Genomic DNA, 16,113 nt, shown 5'->3' with positions numbered 1-16,113 from the left:
AGCCTAACCTAAGTATTTGCGGTTCCGAATCGCCAAGCGGCCCAAAGTGCCGCGTAACGCCCGTCACGCGCGACAAGTTCTTCGTGCGTTCCCTGTTCCAGCACGCGACCCGCGTCCAGAACGGCGATCCGGTCCGCGGCGATGGCCTGGGTCAGGCGGTGCGCGACCAGGAGTGTGGTGCGGCCCCGGCAGGCCGCGAGCGCGGCTCGTTCCAGCGCGGCGGCACCCTGGCTACCGGCCTCGGCCGTCGACTCGTCCAGCACGACGACGGGGGAGCGGCCGAGCACCAGGCGGGCCAGCGCGATCTGGGCGACCTTGGTCACGTCGAGCCGTTCGCCGCCCTCGCCGACATCGGTCTGCAGGCCCTGCGGCAGCGCCTGGACCCAGGAGTCCGCGCCGATGGTCCGCAACGCGTCCATCAGTTCGTCGTCGGTCGCATCCGGTGCGGCCAAACGGAGATCCTCCGCCAGTGGGCCGGCGAACACGTGCGCTTCCTGGGTCAGGATGCTCACGAGCGCGCGGGCCCCCGCCTCGTCCAGGCTCGCGAGGTCGGACTCGCCGATGTGCACCGATCCGGTCAGCGGCGTGCCGGTCCCGGCGACCAGCGCCGCCAGTGTCGTCTTGCCCGCGCCGGTCGCGCCGACGAGCGCCAGCGACGTTCCCGCCGGGATCTCCAGGTCGACGTCCCGCAGCACGTCGTGCTCGGATTCGGGGTAGCGGAAGGAAAGCCCGCGCACCGACACCGGAAGAGGCCGTGCACCGGGGTCCACGGCCACCGCGCTGCGCACGAGCTCGTCGCCGTCGGACTCGGTGAGCACGCCGACCAGCCGCGTCAGCCCGGCGCCGGACTTTTGAGCCTCGTCGAAGAAGGCCATGATCAGGCCGAGCGGTACGAACAACTTGTGGAACAACAACGCGGCGACGGAGACCTGGCCCAGCGACGACTGCCCGTTCGTCACCAGGAAGTAGCCGACGACGATGATCAGGCCGAGACCGATGAACTCGGCGCGGTTCTCCCGGCCGATGAACCGGCCGAAGAACCGGAAGACGTCGATGCCGATGTTGCGCACCCGCCACGACTCCGCGGTCACCTTGTCCCGGAACGCGTTCTCCAGGCGGTAGGCGCGCACCGTCGCGATGCCGTCGAGGCCGCTGATCAACGCCTGCGCGCGATCGGCCTGGGCCTCGGAACGGGCGCGGTAGAGCGGCTGCGACCGCGGCAGGTACCACCGCAGCGCGAGCCAGTAGGCGGGCAGCGCGCAGGCGCCGGCGAGACCGAGCCGCCAGTCGAGGCCGAACATGCCGGCGGTGGCGATGACGACCAGGACGACCGCCGAGAAGATCGTCGGGATCGCGGTTCGGAAACCCTTGGAGATGACGGCCACGTCGTCGCCCACGCGGGAGAGCACGTCACCGCGGCCGACTTCCTCGATGCGCGCGCTGGGCATCCCGAGCACCGCGCGGACCGCGCCTTCCCGCAGGCGCGCCAGCATTTCCGCGCCGACGCGGCCGACGAGGTAGGTCGAGACCGCGGTCATGACCGCCCCGGCCAGTGCCGAGACGACGGTCGCGATGCCGATCGACCAGAGGATCGACGCGTCGCGTCCCTGCACGATCCCGTCCACCACGGTGCCGAGCAGGAACACCGGGACGATCTGGAGCAACGCCCCCGCCACCGTCGCCACCACGGTGGCGACGGTGGCGGGGGCGGAGCGGCAGTGGTCGAGCAACCAGCGGGAGGCCTCCCGCCCGGACGCCGTGCGCAGGATCTTCGACGGCGCGCCGGAGACGCTCGTGGTCACGAGAGGAGGCCTTTCGCTGGTGTCGTGCGTGGATCAGGCGCCGGACTTGGCGGCCTTCGCCAGTTCGTCGATCGCGTACGGCAGGGACGCGAGGGTGGCCTGCGAGATGGCGGCACCGACCGCGGGGCCCTCGCTGTCGAGGATCCAGTGGACCTTGCCGGCCTTGACCGCGGGCAGGTTCGCGAACAGCTGGAAGTTCTTCAGCGCGTCCGCGTCCGCCTTGTCGGCGATCACGAAGATGCGGTCGGTGTTGATCAGGTCGATCTTCTCCGGCGAGAGCTTGGCGGAGAAGCTGCCGCCCGCGATCTCGTCGACCTTCGTGTTGCCCTTGAAGCCGATGCCGGTCACGAGCTGGCCGCGCACGTCGGTGGTGGTGAACGGCACGATCGCGTCCTTGTACCAGGTCACGACGGTGGCGGTCTGGTTCGCGAAGTCCGGGTTGGCCTTCTTGGTCTCGGCGAGCTTGTCGTCGAGGCCCTTGATCAGCTTCGCGCCCTCGTCACCCTTGCCGACCGCCTTCGCGATCTGCAGCACGTTGTCCTGCCACTTCGCGCTGAAGGGCTCCTTCTCCTCCTTGGTGCGGCCGACCACCGGTGCGATCTTGGTCAGCTTGTCGTACCAGGCCTGGTCGGCCTCGGAGTACACCGCGACGATCAGGTCGGGGCGCAGCTGCGCGATCTTCTCGTAGTTCGGCTCGGTGTCGCCGTTCTTCATGACGACCTCGGGCGTGGTCGAACCCCACTTGTCCTTCACCCAGGCCCACTGGGTGTTGATGTCGGGCTTGGTGCCCTCGGGGTTCGGGTACTGGTCGACCATGCCGACCGGGACGACGCCGAGCGCGAGCAGCGTCTGGTCGTCGGTGTAGCCGAGGGAGAGGACGCGCTTGGGCGCCTCCTTGATCTCCGTCGTGCCGAAGAAGTGCTCGACCTTGGTCGGGAACGTGCCACCGGAGGCGTTGTTCGCGTCCGGAGTCGTGGCAGGCGTGGAGGAACCGCACCCGGCGAGGACGCTGGCACCGACCACCACGGCTGCTGCCACAGCGGTCAGTCGCTTCCAGGTCATGGTCGTTCTCTGGCCCATTCGGCACCTCTTCTTCGCTGCCCACGCGGCGGGGGAAATTAGGACAGCCGAACCTTATCACCCGGTTAGGGCAGGCTAACCAAGGTCTTGGTCACTCTTCGATACCACGTGGGTCCGTCCGATCGGGACGATCAGCGGGCGCTCGCTGACCGGGTCGTCGATGACCTTCGCCTGCAGGCCGAACGTGTCCAGCAGCAGCTCGCTCGTGATCACCTCGCTCGGGTGCCCCTGCGCGACGATCGACCCCGACTTCATCACGATCAGGTTGTCGCTGTAGCGCACGGCCAGGTTCAGGTCGTGCAGGACCATGACGATCGTGCAGCCGCCCTCGTGCAGGTCGTCGACGAGGTCGATCACGTCGATCGCGTGCGCGAGGTCGAGGTAGGTCGTCGGTTCGTCCAGCAGCAACAGGTCCGTGCCCTGGGCGAGCGTCATGGAGATCCAGACGCGCTGCCGCTGGCCGCCGGAGAGCGAGTCGACCGGGCGGTGGGCGAGATCGGCGACGCCGGTCATGTGCAGCGCCTTGGCCACGACGTCCGCGTCGTCGCTCGACCACTGGCGCACCCAGCTCTGGTGCGGGTGCCGGCCGCGGGCGACCAGGTCGGCGACCGTGAGTCCCTCTGGCGCGATCGGGGTCTGCGGGAGCAGGCCCATCCTCTTCGCGATGTCCTTGGTCTTGAGCCGCGCGATGTCGCCGCCGTCGAGCAGCACCGTGCCCTGGCGCGGTTTGAGCAGCCGGGACAGCGTCCGCAGCAGCGTCGACTTGCCGCAGCCGTTGGGTCCGATGACCGTGGTGATCACCCCGGTCGGGATGGCGACGTCCAGGTTGTCGAGCACGACTCGGTCGGCGTACCCGACCGTGACGCCCTCGGCACCCAGTCGGGCGGCATCGTTGCGCAGCGCGGTCATAGGCCAACCTTACTTAACGCAGCCTTACCTCAGGCCGCGCGCCTGAGGTTCGCCCGCACCAGCAGGTAGACGAGGAACGGACCGCCGATGATCGCCGTGACGATGCCGACCGGCAGGTCGTTGGGCAGGACGGTCCGCGCGATCAGGTCCGACCCGATCAGCAGCAGCGCGCCGAACAGCCCGGACGCGATCACCGGCGGCACGGGGGAGCGCAGCAGCCGCATGGTGATCTGCGGCCCGACCAGCGCCACGAACGGCACCGGACCCGCGGCGGAGACCGCGACACCGGCCAGCAGCACCGCGCAGAGCAGGAGCACCGCGCGCACGGCCGAGTAGCGCACACCGAGACCCGCGGCGACGTCGTCACCGAAGTGCATGGGCTGCATCTGGAACACGACGACCAGCACGACGACGATCAGCGCGGCCATGATCCAGAGCGACGCCCACACCTCGGCCCACGACCGCGAGTCGAGCGACCCGACGAGCCACCTCTGCGCGCGCGTCACGTCGCGGATGTCGCCGAGCGTCAGCAGCCACGTCGTGAGCGCCTGCATGACCGAGTTGACCGAGACGCCGATGAGGATCAGCCGGAACCCGTCGATGCCCTTCTTCCACGCCATGAAGTAGACGAGCAGGCCGGTCAGCAGTCCACCGGTGAGCGCGGCCGCGGACAGCCCGATGGCGCTGCCGATCGCCGTGCCACCACCGGCTGTCACGATGAAGACCGCCGTGGCGCTGGCGCCACCGGTGATGCCGAGGACGTCCGGGCTGGCCAGCGCGTTGCGCGCGATCGACTGGGTCAGCGCGCCGGAGATGCCGAGCGCGACGCCGGCGATGAGACCGACCAGGGCGCGCGGCATCCGCAGGTCCATGATCACGAACTCGTCGACCCGCTCGCCCTGCCCGACGAGCGTCCGGAACACGGCGGGCAGTTCGATGGTGAAGTCGCCGACCGCGATCGACACGCAGAAGATCAGGAACGTCAGCGCCGCCAGCACGACCGTGACGAGCACGGTCCACGGCCGCCAGACCCAGGACCAGCCGCCGATGCGGACGCCGCGGTGCAGTTCGGGTGCTTCCGGTGCGGTGATCATGCCTGCCTGAACTTCCCGAGCCAGACCAGCACCGCGAAGAACGGGGCGCCGATGAGTGCGATGACGATGCCGGCCTGCAGTTCGGCGGGACGCACGACGAGCCTGCCCGCGATGTCGCTGATCAGCAGCACGGCGGCGCCGAGCAGCCCCGCGTACGGCACCAGCCAGCGGTAGTCCGGTCCGGTGAACCAACGGGCGATGTGAGCGACCATCAGGCCGAGGAACGCGATCGGCCCGCACGCCGCCGTGGCCGCGCCCGCGAGCAGCGTGACGGCCAGGACACCGACGGTGCGGCCGGCCGCGATGTTCACGCCGAGGCCGCGCGCGACGTCGTCACCGAGGTTGAGCAGGTTGATCACCGGCAGGTTGATCAGCGCCAGCACGAGGCCGACACCGGTGAAGACCGCCGCGACCGTGATCACGTCGAACCCGACGCCCTGCACCGAACCCGCGTTCCAGAACCGCAGCACGTCGAGCGTCTGCTTGTCTCCCAGCGCGACCGCGGTCGTCATCGCGGCCAGGAACACCGTGACGCCCTGCCCGGCCAGCGCGAGTGTGAGGGGGTTGCCCGCGCCGCGTCCGAGGCTCGACAGCCCGAACACCACCACACCCGCGACGGCGGCGCCGAGGAACGCGAACCACATGTACTGGACCGGGTTCTGCAGGCCGAACAGGTAGACCGAGAGCACCACGGCGAACGACGCCCCGGAGTTGACGCCGAGCAGACCGGTGTCCGCGATGGGGTTGCGGGTGTGGCCCTGGATCAACGCGCCCGCGACGCCGAGCCCGATGCCCGCCACGATCGCGAGCACCGTCCGCGGCACGCGCAGGGTCTGCACGATCAGCGTGATCTCGACGAGCCGCTGGTCGTCGCCGGGATCGCCGAACAACCCCTGCCACACCTCGGCCGGGGTGAGCGACCGCGCGCCGATCACCAGCGACAGCACCGCCATCGCGGCCAGCAGCACCAGCAGGCCCGCCAGCCCCAGCCGCCGCCGGTGCGGGTTCTGCCCGGGCGGTGCGGCCTCGGGCCCGCGTTGCTCCACGACCATGCTCACGACGGGCTACGTTAGCTCCCGCCCGGCCCGTCCGGTCAGGGCACCCTAACTTCGATCGCCCGCACGGTCTTCTCCAGAGCCCCGCCGAGCACCTTCCGGCCGAGCAGCCCGAGCGAGAGACCGAGCAGCTTCCCCTTCAGGTTCTTGCCTTCCCGCACCACTTCGGCGTGCACGAGCGTCGTTCCGCCGGCCTGCCTCGTGAACGTGTAGGTGTGGCCGGACCGCCCGCCCCACACGTTGGAGTCCACGGTGGTCAGCTGTGCAGGGCGGCGCGCGACCGCCGCGGCGGGGCGGTGCCCCGGACGCGTCCGGTCAGCTGCGCCACGGTCACGACCTTGGTGACGTCGATCGCCAGCGCCGCCAGCACGCACCGCTGCCGCGCGTGCCCGAGATCGACCGGGACGCCGTCGCCGCGGGCGCCCACCTCACCGAGCAGGGCGATCTCGACCGTCACGGCCGCCCTCCGGTCAGCTGTCCTTGCCGGCGGAGAGGAGCGACACGACGGCCAGACCCGTGTTGACCGCGGAGATGATCGTGGTCAGCTTCGCCGCCTTGGCCGGCAGCTCGCCGCGCCTGCCGGCGTAGACGGCGGCGGCGGTGTCCGTGGCGTGGATCAGCACGGCCTGCCGCAGAACCCGGCGGGCGTGGGGGTCGTCGCTCTTGAGCATCAGCAGGTCGACGCCCAGGACGAGGGTGCGGATGCCGAACATGCGGGCCGGGTAGACGAACCTCCTGTCGTCGCCCAGCTCGTCGCCGAGGCTCTTCGCCATCCGGTCCGCGGCGACCAGGCCGAGGGCACCGTTGAAGATCCGGACGCAGGCCAGAGTGGTCCGCGTGACATCGCCCAGCTTCATACCCGCCACCTCGTGTCGATCTCGGTTTCGCGAAGTCTAGGAGAGACGGGCGGCGAGCCACCGCTCGATGTCTCCGCGTGCCGCCCGCGCCATCTCGGTGTCGCGGTTGGTGAAGCCGTGCAACGACTCCGGGTAGACCCTCAGGTCGACCTCGCTCACCGCCGCCACCCGTGCCGCCATGGCCAGGTTGTCCTCCAGCACGACGTCCAGGGCGCCGACGACCATCAAGAGGGGCGGCAGACCGCGCAGGTCGCCGTAGACCGGTGAGATGTCCGGGACGGTGCGGTCGGGCGCCTGTCCCGCGTAGGCCTCGATGAAGTACTCGTCCGCGATCCGCCGGCCGGCGGGGGTCAGGCCGCTCAGGTCGTACGTGCCGAACTGGAGGACGGCGCCCGCGAACGGGTGGTCGCGCAGCCGGAGCAGCGTCGTCACGGCGAGGGTGGCGCCCGCCGAGAAGCCGCCGATGACCATCCGGCGGGTGCCGAAGAGTTCCTCGGCGTGGTCGATCAGCCAGCGCGCCGCGGTCTCGGCGTCGTCGGGCGCGGCCGGCCACGGGTGCTCCGGAGCGAGCCGGTACTCGACACCGACGACCACGACGCCGAGCGCGTCCGCGAGCCGCCGGTCGCGTTCGTCGTCCTGCGCCGTGACACCCAGGTAGAAGCCGCCGCCGTGGAAGTGGAGGTAGACGCCGTTCGGACGGCCCTGCGGCTCGTGGATCCTGACGGGCACCCGCCGGCCGTTCGCCTCGACCGTCGTCGAACCGCCGAGCGTCGCGGGCCTCATCTCCCGAAGCTCGCTCAGGTTGTCCGGACCTCTTCTGATTCCCCTGCGGGCGTTCTCGGTGCGGACCTCCTCGACATACCGTGCCAACTCCGGATCCATGAAGTCGTTCAGGCTCAGTCGCACTTGGGCATCCCCCTGCCGTGTTCGGTACGTCGAGTCAACCAGCCGCCGTGACGCAGGAGACACGAACCCGATCGGCCTCCGATGCGAACCTCTAGGAGATACGGAGGTGTTGCTGTGAACTCGTCCAGGCGAGAAGACCCCGTGCTGATCACCTCGGCCGCCCCGTCCTACCAGGAACAGCTCGCCGCACGGCGCCGCAGGTACGCCCTGATGATGAGCCTGCGCATCCCGTGCATCGTGCTGGCCGTGCTGTTCGCGAAGATCTGGTGGCTCGCGCTCGCCCTCATCCTGCTGTCCGTCCCGCTGCCGTGGATGGCCGTCCTCATCGCGAACGACCGGCCGCCGCGCAAGGCCGAGAAGCCCCAGAACCTGCAGCGGTCGCGACGGGCGATCGAGGAGTCGCGGTGATCGGCCTCACGGTGGTGGTCGGGTACGGGGACGCGGCACTGGACGTGCTGAGACACCTCCCGTTGCACGTCGAGAACCCGGAGGTCGTGGTGGTCGACCCCGATCCGATCGCGTTGACCGGTGCGCTGGCCAACGGCGCCAGGGCCGTGCGGGGTGACGGGCGGGACGTCTGCGCGCTGCGGCAGGCGCAGGCGCAGTTCGCGGCACGGGTGGTCGTCGCCGTTCCCGACGACAGGGACGGCCTGCAGATCACCATGGCCGTGCGCGGCCTCAACCAGGCCGCGGTCATCGTCGCGGCGGTCCGCGACTCGGCCAACCAGGAGTTGTTCACCAGGCTGGGCGCGGACGAGGTCTTCGTGCGCGCCCGATCCGCCTAGTTCGTGTTACTTCGTTCGGCCCAGCAGGTGCCGCAGTGCCGGTTCGAGGTCCGGGTACCGGAACCTGTGTCCGGCCTTGGCCAGCGCGGCGGGCCGGACCAGCTGGCTCGCCTCGGCGAGTTCACGCGCGCCCTGCTCGCCCAGCAGGAGCCGCGGCCCGAACGACGGCACCGGCAGCAGCGCGGGGCGGTGCAGCACCTTCGCGAGCGTGACGGCGTAGGTGCTGTTGCGCACGGCGTCGGGGGCGACGGCGTTGACCGGTCCGCTGAGGCCGGTGTCGTAGAGCGCGCGGTGGTAGACGTCGACCAGGTCGTCCAGGCCGATCCACGACTGCCACATCCGCCCGTCGCCGAGCCTCCCGCCCAGTCCGGCGGCGAACAGCGGGTGGAAGAGCCGCAGCGTGCCGCCGTTCGGGGACTGGACCAGCCCGGTGCGGACGTTCACCACCCGCACGCCGGCCGCCGCGGCGGGTGCGGTGGCGGCCTCCCAGTCGGCGACGACGTCCGCGAGGAAGCCCTCACCTCGTTCGCTGTCCTCGGTGAGCTCCTCGTCGCCGCGGTCGGCGCCGTAGAAACCGATCGCGGACGCGCTGACGAACACCGGCACACCGGTGGCGGCGGCCAGATCGGCGAGTGCCCTGGTGGGGCCGATCCTGGACGACCGGATCGCCCGCCGGTGCGCGTCGGTGAACCTGCCCGCGATCGACGCGCCCGCCAGGTGCACCACGGCGTCCACATCGGACAGCAGGTCGGGCGCCGGGCGTTCGGGATCCCAGCGCCGCTCGTCCGGGGCGGCGGGGGAGCGGCGGACCAGCTTCACCACCCGGTGGCCCGCGGTGCTGAGGAACGACCACAGCGCGGTGCCCACGAACCCGCTGCTCCCGGTGATCGCCACCGTGATCGGCCGGTCGCCGGCCTTCCGCGCGGAGGCCTGGGCCGCCAGGTCGGCGGAGAGCTGGCGGTGCCGGTAGGCGAACATCGACCGCAGCAGCGCACCGGGAACCGGCGTCTCCACGCGGTCGGTCATCCGCGTCCGGTCGCCCTCCGCCGCGAACTCGTGGGTGTGCCGCCACTTCAGCGCCCAGCTCAGCGGCACGGAGTCCAGCTCGTCGACGAACCGGTGGGGCGGCTCGAAGCCGGTGTGCCGGGCACCCCAGCGCAGTCCGAGCGGCAACCCCAGCACCGCGCGACCACCGTCGAGGGTGCTCGCCTCGCTCACGACGCCCACCGGCTGCCACGGCGGCGACAGCCGGTGGATGGCCCCCGGCCGTGCGTGCCAGGCGAACACCTCGTCGAGGGGAGCGTTGACAACGCTGGAGAAGATCAGGGACATGCCTCAAAACGCTAGGTGCGCCTGCGGGCGTTCGCTTGATGGATCGCGGGGCGGTTCGGGCGGATGTCGTGATCACTCCACGTGCTCTTGTGATCTCTGAGAGTCATCTGTAGGGTTGATGTTCTGGGAGCGCTCCCAATCCGCCGCTGCTGTTTGAACATCGATCATCGGAGATCGGAGGCTCATTCATGCGCAAGCGCAGCACCTACGGGTCGCTCACCAGACGGCGGGGCTTCATCGCACTCGTCGTCAGCGCGCTGGTCTGCACGTTCCTGTGGACCCCCACGGCGTCGGCACACGGCACGATCGTCGGCCCGGCCACCCGCGCCTACCAGTGCTGGCAGACGTGGGGAAGCCAGCACACGAATCCGGCCATGCAGCAACAGGACCCCATGTGCTACCAAGCCTTCCAGGCCAATCCCGACACCATGTGGAACTGGATGAGCGCGCTGCGGGACGGCCTCCGCGGGAACTTCCAGGGGTCCACTCCGGACGGACAGCTCTGCAGCAACGCCCTGACGCGCAACAACTCCCTGAACACGCCCGGCCGGTGGAAGACCACCAGCCTGGGCAGCACCTTCTCGATGCACCTGCACGACCAGGCCAGTCACGGAGCTGACTACCTGCGCGTCTACGTCAGCAAGAACGGGTTCGACCCGACCACCCAGCGCCTGGGTTGGGGCAACCTGGACCTCGTCACGCAGACCGGCAGGTTCGCTCCTGCCAAGGACATCAGGTTCAACGTCCAGACCAACGGCACGTACCGCGGTCACCACGTGGTGTTCACGATCTGGCAGGCCTCGCACCTCGACCAGACGTACATGTGGTGCAGTGACGTGAACTTCGGCTGACACAGCCGGAGCGGTGCGTGTCCCCGGTGGTCTCCGGGGACACGCACCACGCGTTCAGTTCGCGACCAGGCGCCAGCGGTTGTCCGCGCTGCCGTTGTCCGAGTCCTGCACGACTTGCGCACCCGCGGTGGTGGAGCCGTTGAGGACGCCGAGCAGCTTTCCGCTGTGCGCGTTGCGGATCTTGTAGGTGCCGTCGCCCTGGGCGACGAGGGTCCACCTGTGGTCGGCGGTCCCGTTGTCAGACCACTGCAGGACGCGGGCGTTGTCGGCCGTGGACATGTTCTCCACGCCGAGGACCTTGCCGCTGTGGACGTTGCGCAGCCGCACGTCCGACCCGTCGGTGATCATCTGCCAATTGTGGTCCGCCGTTCCGCTGTCGTGCCACTGCACTGCCAGACCACCGTCCGCGGTGGACATGTTCTGGATGCCCAGCACCATGCCGGTGCCCGCGTTGACCAGCCGGTGGCTCGAGGTGGCGCCGCCGGTGCTCCAGTAGACGTTGTAGTTGAAGCCGTGGGCGTCGTGGAACGGCCCGAGGTTCACCCGCGTCCCGTTCGCCGTCGCCGTGAACGCCAGGGACGTCGTGCTGGTGCGCGTGACGGAGCCGACGTCCAGCGACGGCAACCCGGACGGTGTGGTGTTGCCGTAGTTGCCCGCGAGCACCGCCGGGCCGTAGGTCAGCGCGACGACACCGGCGTTGTCGTTGGCGGGCTGTGCGATCACGCGCATCGGCAACCGCAGCGCCACCACGTCGCCGGACGTCCACGAGCGCGTCAGGGACGCGTAGGTGCCGGGCGTCGCGGTGACGTTCTGCGCCACCCCGTTGACGCTGATGGTCGCGCCCGTCGTCCAGGCGGGGATGCGCAACCGCATCGTCCACGAGCCGGCCGCGTTGCCGGTGACGGTGAGCGTCGTGGTGTCGCTCGCCGGGTAGCTCGTGGTCTGGGTGACGGTGATGGCGCGTGCCGACCAGGTGAGCACCGACGGCGTGTACAGGTTCACCGTCAGGGTGGTGCCGCTGTGGAAGTACACGGAGTCGGCGAGTTTGGTGTTGGTCTCCAGTCCGGTGCCCTGGCAGCACCAGAACGTGCCGTAGTCCGTGCTCCAGTTGCCGCCGCCCCACGCCGGACCTGTGTTGCCCCTGCGGTGACCGGGGTTGAGACCGGTGAAGTAGCAGATGTGGCCGTGGGGGTCCGCCGGGTTCTGCTGGCCGATCAGGTGGTTGAGCAGAGCGCGCTCGTAGTAGTCGAAGTAGGCCGCCCGGCCGGGGTCGGTCAGCCAGAGCTCCCGGGTCAGCTTCAGCATGTTGTAGGTGTTGCACGCTTCGCACGCGTCGGTGCTGAGGTAGGCCGCGATCGCGTTGGGCGCGCGGAAGTGTTCTGCCTGGCTGTTGCCGCCGATGACGTAGGTGTGCGCCCCGACGGTGATGTTCCAGGCGTTGAGGGCGACGTCCCGGTAGCGGGTGGTCCCCGTCGCCTTGTACTCGCGTGCCGCGCCGATCCACTTCGGCACCTGGGTGTTGGCGTGCAGGCCGTTCAGGCGGTCCTGGCCGGACGCCAGCGGGTCGAACACGGCGGCGTGGTCGAACCGCTGGGCAGTCGTCAGCCAGCGCGCGTCGCCCGTCTGCTGGTACAGGTCGGCCAGCACCGCGTTCATGCCGCCGAACTCGGTGTTCAGCACGGACTGCATCCGGCTCTGGGGCAACCGGGCCGTGCGCCAGTCCACCCATCCGGCGAAGCGCAGCAACACGTCTCTGGCCTGGGTGTTGCCGATGAGGCGCCACACGTCCAGCAGGCCGGCGAGGGTCTTGTGCAGCGAGTAGTACGAGACGGACTTGGGTGAGCCGCTCTCCAGCGCGTCGAAGTCCGACTCGGGGAAGCCCGACAGGTACCCGGTGTTGAAGCCCGCCGCCGAGTTGTTCGCCTGGCACTTGGCCAGTTCAGCGACCATGTGGTTGGCCCTGTCCCGGCACGTCGTGTCGCCCAGGACCGCCCACGCCTGCGCCCAGGCCGTGAGGAAGTGCCCCTGGCTGTGCGTGCGGAACGGGAAGTCCGGCGCCTCCCAGCCGCCCAGCGCGGCGGCGCCGTTCGTGGACAGCCGGTGGTTGGCGCGGAAGTTGTAGAGCAGGCGGTCGACGTCGACGAAACGCAGGTAGGACAGCGTCCGGTTCTGGTTGTCCAGCCACCGGCCGGACGTCAGCCGGACCTCGGACAGGTCGAACGGGTGGGCCGACACACCGGCGTCGGGGCGCGCAGGCGGCACCGAGGCCGCCTGCGCGGACCCCGCCACCAGTGACGGCGCCGTGGTCGCGAGGGCGGCCACACCCGCGGCTTGGAAGAGCCTGCGTCGACTCAACGGTGAGGACATGAGGATGCTCCAGTCGCTCGGCGAAACTGCGGTCGCGGCGCGCAACGGAATGTAGCCACGACGTTGCCGGGAGGTCAACGCTCAATGTGAGCGTTAACTTTGAGCAATGTCGCGACTCGGAGCATCTCTCAGGCCTTGATCAGTCAGGTCCTGTTAGCGTTCACAGCTGCTTCGCCGCAGGGCTCGGCGAGGCGGTCCGGCATGCTGGCGGTCCCGCCGCACCGCCGCAACCGGGCTCTCGTCCGAAAGTACGAGATGGCGGTCCGGCGTGCGGCAACCGCTTTCCCGGCGTCCTACCGTCGTGATCATGACTACTGCAACGGGCAGGACCACGCCGCCGAGCACCATCATCGCGGCCTTCATCGGGTTCCTCGTGTCGTGCGTTTTCGCCGTGACGTCCGTCGGTGTGCTGGTCGGCACGCGTGACGACCTGGTGGAGGCGCTGAGGACGTCGGGAACGGCGATGACCGAGGAGCAGCTGCAGAGCGCGGCCACGGTCACCCAGGTGCTGCTGGCGAGCATCGCGGTCGTGATCGCACTGGTCCAGCTGTGGCTCGCGTTCAAGCTGAGGTCCGGGCGCAACTGGGCCAGGGTCCTGCTGACCGTGTTCACGGTGTTCCAGGTGGCGTCGCTGTTCATCGGCGAAGGCGCCGCGACGCTTCCCGCGTACGGTGGCGCGGCGGTCGCCGCACTGGCGGTGGTGGCGAGCTACCTGCCCGCCTCCAACGTCTACGTCGACGCGGTCAAGCGGGCGGGGTAGCGGGATCCGCCGCACTGACCGGGGCCAGAATGCCGGTATGACCGCAGGGGGAACGCCGGCGCGGCGGAGCGTGTTCGTGGCCGAGGTCGCCGCGCTGGTCGTGGCGGTGGTGGCGGACGCGGTGCTCGCGGCCGGCGGAGACGGTCCGCGGGGCGTCCTGGGACCGTTGATCACGATGGTCGTGCCGTACGCGGGTGAGGCCGCCGCGGTCCTCGCGGTCCTCCGACGCCGGTTCCCCCAGCGGATCGAGCTGCTGGCGGGCGCGGTCGTGGGACTGTCGCTCCTCGGCACGGCGGTCGCGGGGCTCGTGGAACGGGCTCCCGTGCGGCCGCCGGTGACGGAGGTGCTGGCGGTGCTGTTGCTGGCCGCCGCGGGGTGCCGCCGCCTCCCGCCGGTGCGGGCGGCGGTGCTCGCCATCGCCGCCTGCCTCACCGTCGTGCTCGCTCCGGTCGTGCGTTACGGCCTCGACTCGGTGTTCCCGGTGGCCGCCGCGGTCGCGTGGGGTGCCGCACTGGTGCTGGGCCTGATCCTCCGGGACGCGGACGCCCGGCACCGCCGCGAGCTGGAACGCGTCCGCAACGAGGACAGGTTGCAGCTCGCGCGGGACCTCCACGACCTCGTGGCGCACCACGTCACCGGCATCGTGGTGCGGACCCGCGCGGCCCAGGCGCTGGCGGCGAACCCGGCGGCACCGGAGCAGGACCCCGCCGAGGTCTACGACCAGATCGAACACGCCGCGGCGGAGGCCCTGACCGCGACGCGCGGCCTGGTCGGCGTGCTGCGCAGCGACGAGCCGCTGCCGTCCCCGAGCCTCGTGCTGGGTGACGTGGTGCGCGCGGCGGCGGGGGACGCGGCGGTGCACGTGGCCCCCGACGTCGAGGCCTTTCCGTTGCCACCGCAGGTTTCCGTGGCGCTGCACCGGGTGGTGCTGGAGGCGCTGACCAACGTCCGGCGCCACTCGCGACCTGCTTCCGTGCGGGTCGCGGCGCGGTCCGAGGACGGCTTTCTGGTGCTGGAGGTCGACAACGACGGGGTACCGGCCGGTGCCGCGGCCGAGCACGAGCACGGGCACGGGCACGGCATCATCGGCATGACCGAGCGCATGGCCGCGGTGGGCGGGGAGCTGACCGCGGGCCCGCACGGGGACGGCGGCTGGCGGGTCACCGCACGGGTGCCGGACGACTTCGACGGCCTGCCGAGGGGGATCTGATGACGATCCGCGTGCTGATCGCCGACGACCAGACCCTCGTGCGCACCGGGTTCCGGCTGGTCCTCGACGCCGAGCCCGGCATCAAGGTGATCAGCGAGGCCGCCGACGGGGAGGCGGCGGTGCGCATGGCGCGGCAGCTGCGTCCCGACGTGACGCTGATGGACATCCGCATGCCGAAGCTGGACGGCCTGCGGGCGACCGAACTGCTCGCGGGACCCGGTGTCGAGGACCCGTTGCGGGTGCTGGTCGTCACCACCTACGACGTCGACGCGAACGTCTACGCCGCGCTGCTCGCCGGGGCCTGCGGGTTCCTGGTCAAGGACGCTCGGCCGCGGTTGCTGGTGGAGGCGGTGCACGCCGCGGTGCGCGGTGAGGCGCTGGTGTCGCCCGCCGTGACGGTGCGGCTGCTCGCGCACTTCACCGCGGGCAACGGACGCGAGCACCCCGGCACGCCGCTGACCGGCCGCGAGCTCGACACCGTGCTCGCCGTGGGACGCGGCCTGACCAACGCCGAGATCGCCGACCACCTGCACGTCTCCCTGTCGACGGTGAAGTCGCACCTGGCCAACGCGGGCGGCAAGATCGGCGCGCGCAACCGCACCGAGATCGCGATCTGGGCGTGGCGCAACGGCCTGCTCAGGTAACGCCGCGGCGCACCACGACCGTGCCGGCGACCATGTCGCCGAGCCGCTGGTTGCGGGGTGTCACGGCGATCAGCACGGCGCCGACCAGCCCCAGCAGCAACCCGTCCACGGCCATCAGCAGCCACCGCACGAGGTAGGCCCGCAACGAGGGCTCGCCGCCGCGCAGCGTGGTGATCCGCAGGCCCAGCCACCGCATCGCCGGTGTCGAACCGCCGTGCCGGTGCGGGTACCACACCTCGATCCACAGCACCCCGAGGAACGACACCACGACCACCGTCGCGAACGGCAGCACCTTGAAGACCTCCGGTGTCATGCCGAGCTTGAGCAGCGGCAACGACAGCAGGACGCCGAGCACCAGGCTCAGCACGGCGGCGACGACCAGGAGGGCGAGTTCGATGAGGTGCTGCCAGTAACGGCGCAGGACGATCGACCGGGCGTCGGCATCGGTGGCCACCCGGCCA

Annotated in this window: 18 protein-coding genes; 6 read left to right on the top strand and 12 right to left on the bottom strand. The window is 70.5% G+C overall.

The features are described 5' to 3' along the window. Window positions 1–8 precede the first annotated feature (8 nt). The 9 genes from AB0M48_RS02930 to AB0M48_RS02890 form a co-directional block, all read right to left on the bottom strand. The gene (locus AB0M48_RS02930) at window positions 9–1,802 is read right to left on the bottom strand and encodes an ABC transporter ATP-binding protein (RefSeq protein WP_363835592.1); all 1,794 of its coding nucleotides are present in this window, start codon (window positions 1,800–1,802) and stop codon (window positions 9–11) included. A 33-nt stretch (window positions 1,803–1,835) separates the two neighbouring features. Continuing rightward, window positions 1,836–2,864, bottom strand: coding sequence for an iron-siderophore ABC transporter substrate-binding protein (locus AB0M48_RS02925; RefSeq protein ID WP_363835591.1), 1,029 nt, complete (start codon window positions 2,862–2,864; stop codon window positions 1,836–1,838). A gap of 93 nt (window positions 2,865–2,957) precedes the next feature. Continuing rightward, window positions 2,958–3,791: an ABC transporter ATP-binding protein gene (locus AB0M48_RS02920; protein WP_363835590.1), complete on the bottom strand. Its 834-nt coding sequence runs from the start codon at window positions 3,789–3,791 to the stop codon at window positions 2,958–2,960. A gap of 29 nt (window positions 3,792–3,820) precedes the next feature. Beyond that, window positions 3,821–4,885, bottom strand: coding sequence for an iron chelate uptake ABC transporter family permease subunit (locus AB0M48_RS02915; protein WP_363835589.1), 1,065 nt, complete (start codon window positions 4,883–4,885; stop codon window positions 3,821–3,823). Next, window positions 4,882–5,937, bottom strand: coding sequence for an iron ABC transporter permease (locus AB0M48_RS02910; protein ID WP_363835902.1), 1,056 nt, complete (start codon window positions 5,935–5,937; stop codon window positions 4,882–4,884). The genes AB0M48_RS02915 and AB0M48_RS02910 overlap by 4 nt, the downstream gene beginning before the upstream one ends. 41 nt (window positions 5,938–5,978) lie before the next feature. Continuing rightward, window positions 5,979–6,191 (bottom strand): hypothetical protein, encoded by a 213-nt coding sequence (locus AB0M48_RS02905; RefSeq protein ID WP_363835588.1) that lies wholly within the window; start codon window positions 6,189–6,191, stop codon window positions 5,979–5,981. Between the two features lie 5 nt (window positions 6,192–6,196). Next, a complete protein-coding gene (locus AB0M48_RS02900) occupies window positions 6,197–6,397 on the bottom strand; it encodes a hypothetical protein (RefSeq protein WP_363835587.1) in 201 nt (66 codons plus the stop codon). Between the two features lie 13 nt (window positions 6,398–6,410). Further along, entirely contained in the window at window positions 6,411–6,797 is a 387-nt protein-coding gene (locus tag AB0M48_RS02895; RefSeq protein ID WP_363835586.1) for a hypothetical protein, read from the bottom strand. A gap of 36 nt (window positions 6,798–6,833) precedes the next feature. Continuing rightward, a complete protein-coding gene (locus tag AB0M48_RS02890) occupies window positions 6,834–7,703 on the bottom strand; it encodes an alpha/beta hydrolase (protein ID WP_363835585.1) in 870 nt (289 codons plus the stop codon). Between the two features lie 81 nt (window positions 7,704–7,784). Here AB0M48_RS02890 and AB0M48_RS02885 point away from each other — a divergent pair, with 81 nt between their 5' ends. Further along, window positions 7,785–8,111 (top strand): DUF3099 domain-containing protein, encoded by a 327-nt coding sequence (locus AB0M48_RS02885; RefSeq protein ID WP_363835584.1) that lies wholly within the window; start codon window positions 7,785–7,787, stop codon window positions 8,109–8,111. Then, window positions 8,108–8,488 carry an NAD(P)-binding protein gene (locus AB0M48_RS02880; protein WP_363835583.1) on the top strand — a complete coding sequence of 127 codons (381 nt, stop codon included), beginning with the start codon at window positions 8,108–8,110 and terminating at the stop codon, window positions 8,486–8,488. Before AB0M48_RS02885 ends, AB0M48_RS02880 begins: the two co-directional genes overlap by 4 nt. Window positions 8,489–8,494: 6 nt before the next feature. On the opposite strand, the gene AB0M48_RS02875 is transcribed toward AB0M48_RS02880, so the two are convergent. After that, window positions 8,495–9,820, bottom strand: a complete 1,326-nt coding sequence (locus AB0M48_RS02875) for a TIGR01777 family oxidoreductase (RefSeq protein ID WP_363835582.1) — start codon at window positions 9,818–9,820, stop codon at window positions 8,495–8,497. A gap of 188 nt (window positions 9,821–10,008) precedes the next feature. On the opposite strand from AB0M48_RS02875, the gene AB0M48_RS02870 reads away from it, so the two are divergent. Then, complete coding sequence (locus AB0M48_RS02870) at window positions 10,009–10,671, top strand: lytic polysaccharide monooxygenase (RefSeq protein WP_363835581.1); 663 nt, start codon at window positions 10,009–10,011, stop codon at window positions 10,669–10,671. 54 nt (window positions 10,672–10,725) lie between these two features. Here AB0M48_RS02870 and AB0M48_RS02865 read toward each other — a convergent pair whose 3' ends face one another. Beyond that, the gene (locus AB0M48_RS02865) at window positions 10,726–13,038 is read right to left on the bottom strand and encodes a beta-L-arabinofuranosidase domain-containing protein (RefSeq protein WP_363835580.1); all 2,313 of its coding nucleotides are present in this window, start codon (window positions 13,036–13,038) and stop codon (window positions 10,726–10,728) included. Between the two features lie 307 nt (window positions 13,039–13,345). Here AB0M48_RS02865 and AB0M48_RS02860 point away from each other — a divergent pair, with 307 nt between their 5' ends. Genes AB0M48_RS02860 through AB0M48_RS02850 form a run of 3 tightly spaced genes read left to right on the top strand, consistent with a single transcriptional unit; the run spans window position 13,346 to window position 15,652 of the window. Further along, window positions 13,346–13,798, top strand: coding sequence for a hypothetical protein (locus tag AB0M48_RS02860; RefSeq protein ID WP_363835579.1), 453 nt, complete (start codon window positions 13,346–13,348; stop codon window positions 13,796–13,798). 37 nt (window positions 13,799–13,835) lie between these two features. Further along, window positions 13,836–15,008, top strand: coding sequence for a histidine kinase (locus AB0M48_RS02855; RefSeq protein ID WP_363835578.1), 1,173 nt, complete (start codon window positions 13,836–13,838; stop codon window positions 15,006–15,008). Then, on the top strand, window positions 15,008–15,652 hold the full coding sequence (locus AB0M48_RS02850; RefSeq protein WP_363835577.1) for a response regulator transcription factor: 645 nt from the start codon (window positions 15,008–15,010) through the stop codon (window positions 15,650–15,652). Before AB0M48_RS02855 ends, AB0M48_RS02850 begins: the two co-directional genes overlap by 1 nt. Here AB0M48_RS02850 and AB0M48_RS02845 read toward each other — a convergent pair. Next, complete coding sequence (locus AB0M48_RS02845) at window positions 15,645–16,106, bottom strand: RDD family protein (protein WP_363835576.1); 462 nt, start codon at window positions 16,104–16,106, stop codon at window positions 15,645–15,647. The two genes, AB0M48_RS02850 and AB0M48_RS02845, sit on opposite strands and share 8 nt — an antisense overlap. Window positions 16,107–16,113 lie beyond the last annotated feature (7 nt).

This window comes from Lentzea sp. NPDC051208 (genome assembly GCF_040682435.1).
GTDB lineage: Bacteria > Actinomycetota > Actinomycetes > Mycobacteriales > Pseudonocardiaceae > Lentzea > Lentzea kristufekii.
Note: the sequence above shows the minus strand (reverse complement) of the source record. Positions and strands in the feature narration are given on the sequence as shown.

Bases quoted from the DNA above. Each gene is read 5' to 3' on its own strand.
- AB0M48_RS02920 (WP_363835590.1), bottom strand. From the start codon at position 3,791: ATGACCGCGCTGCGCAACGATGCCGCCCGACTGGGTGCCGAGGGCGTC.
- AB0M48_RS02850 (WP_363835577.1), top strand. From the start codon at position 15,008: ATGACGATCCGCGTGCTGATCGCCGACGACCAGACCCTCGTGCGCACC.
- AB0M48_RS02855 (WP_363835578.1), top strand. From the start codon at position 13,836: ATGACCGCAGGGGGAACGCCGGCGCGGCGGAGCGTGTTCGTGGCCGAG.
- AB0M48_RS02885 (WP_363835584.1), top strand. From the start codon at position 7,785: ATGCGAACCTCTAGGAGATACGGAGGTGTTGCTGTGAACTCGTCCAGG.
- AB0M48_RS02925 (WP_363835591.1), bottom strand. From the start codon at position 2,864: ATGACCTGGAAGCGACTGACCGCTGTGGCAGCAGCCGTGGTGGTCGGT.
- AB0M48_RS02910 (WP_363835902.1), bottom strand. From the start codon at position 5,937: ATGGTCGTGGAGCAACGCGGGCCCGAGGCCGCACCGCCCGGGCAGAAC.
- AB0M48_RS02915 (WP_363835589.1), bottom strand. From the start codon at position 4,885: ATGATCACCGCACCGGAAGCACCCGAACTGCACCGCGGCGTCCGCATC.
- AB0M48_RS02875 (WP_363835582.1), bottom strand. From the start codon at position 9,820: ATGTCCCTGATCTTCTCCAGCGTTGTCAACGCTCCCCTCGACGAGGTG.
- AB0M48_RS02895 (WP_363835586.1), bottom strand. From the start codon at position 6,797: ATGAAGCTGGGCGATGTCACGCGGACCACTCTGGCCTGCGTCCGGATC.
- AB0M48_RS02860 (WP_363835579.1), top strand. From the start codon at position 13,346: ATGACTACTGCAACGGGCAGGACCACGCCGCCGAGCACCATCATCGCG.
- AB0M48_RS02865 (WP_363835580.1), bottom strand. From the start codon at position 13,038: ATGTCCTCACCGTTGAGTCGACGCAGGCTCTTCCAAGCCGCGGGTGTG.
- AB0M48_RS02870 (WP_363835581.1), top strand. From the start codon at position 10,009: ATGCGCAAGCGCAGCACCTACGGGTCGCTCACCAGACGGCGGGGCTTC.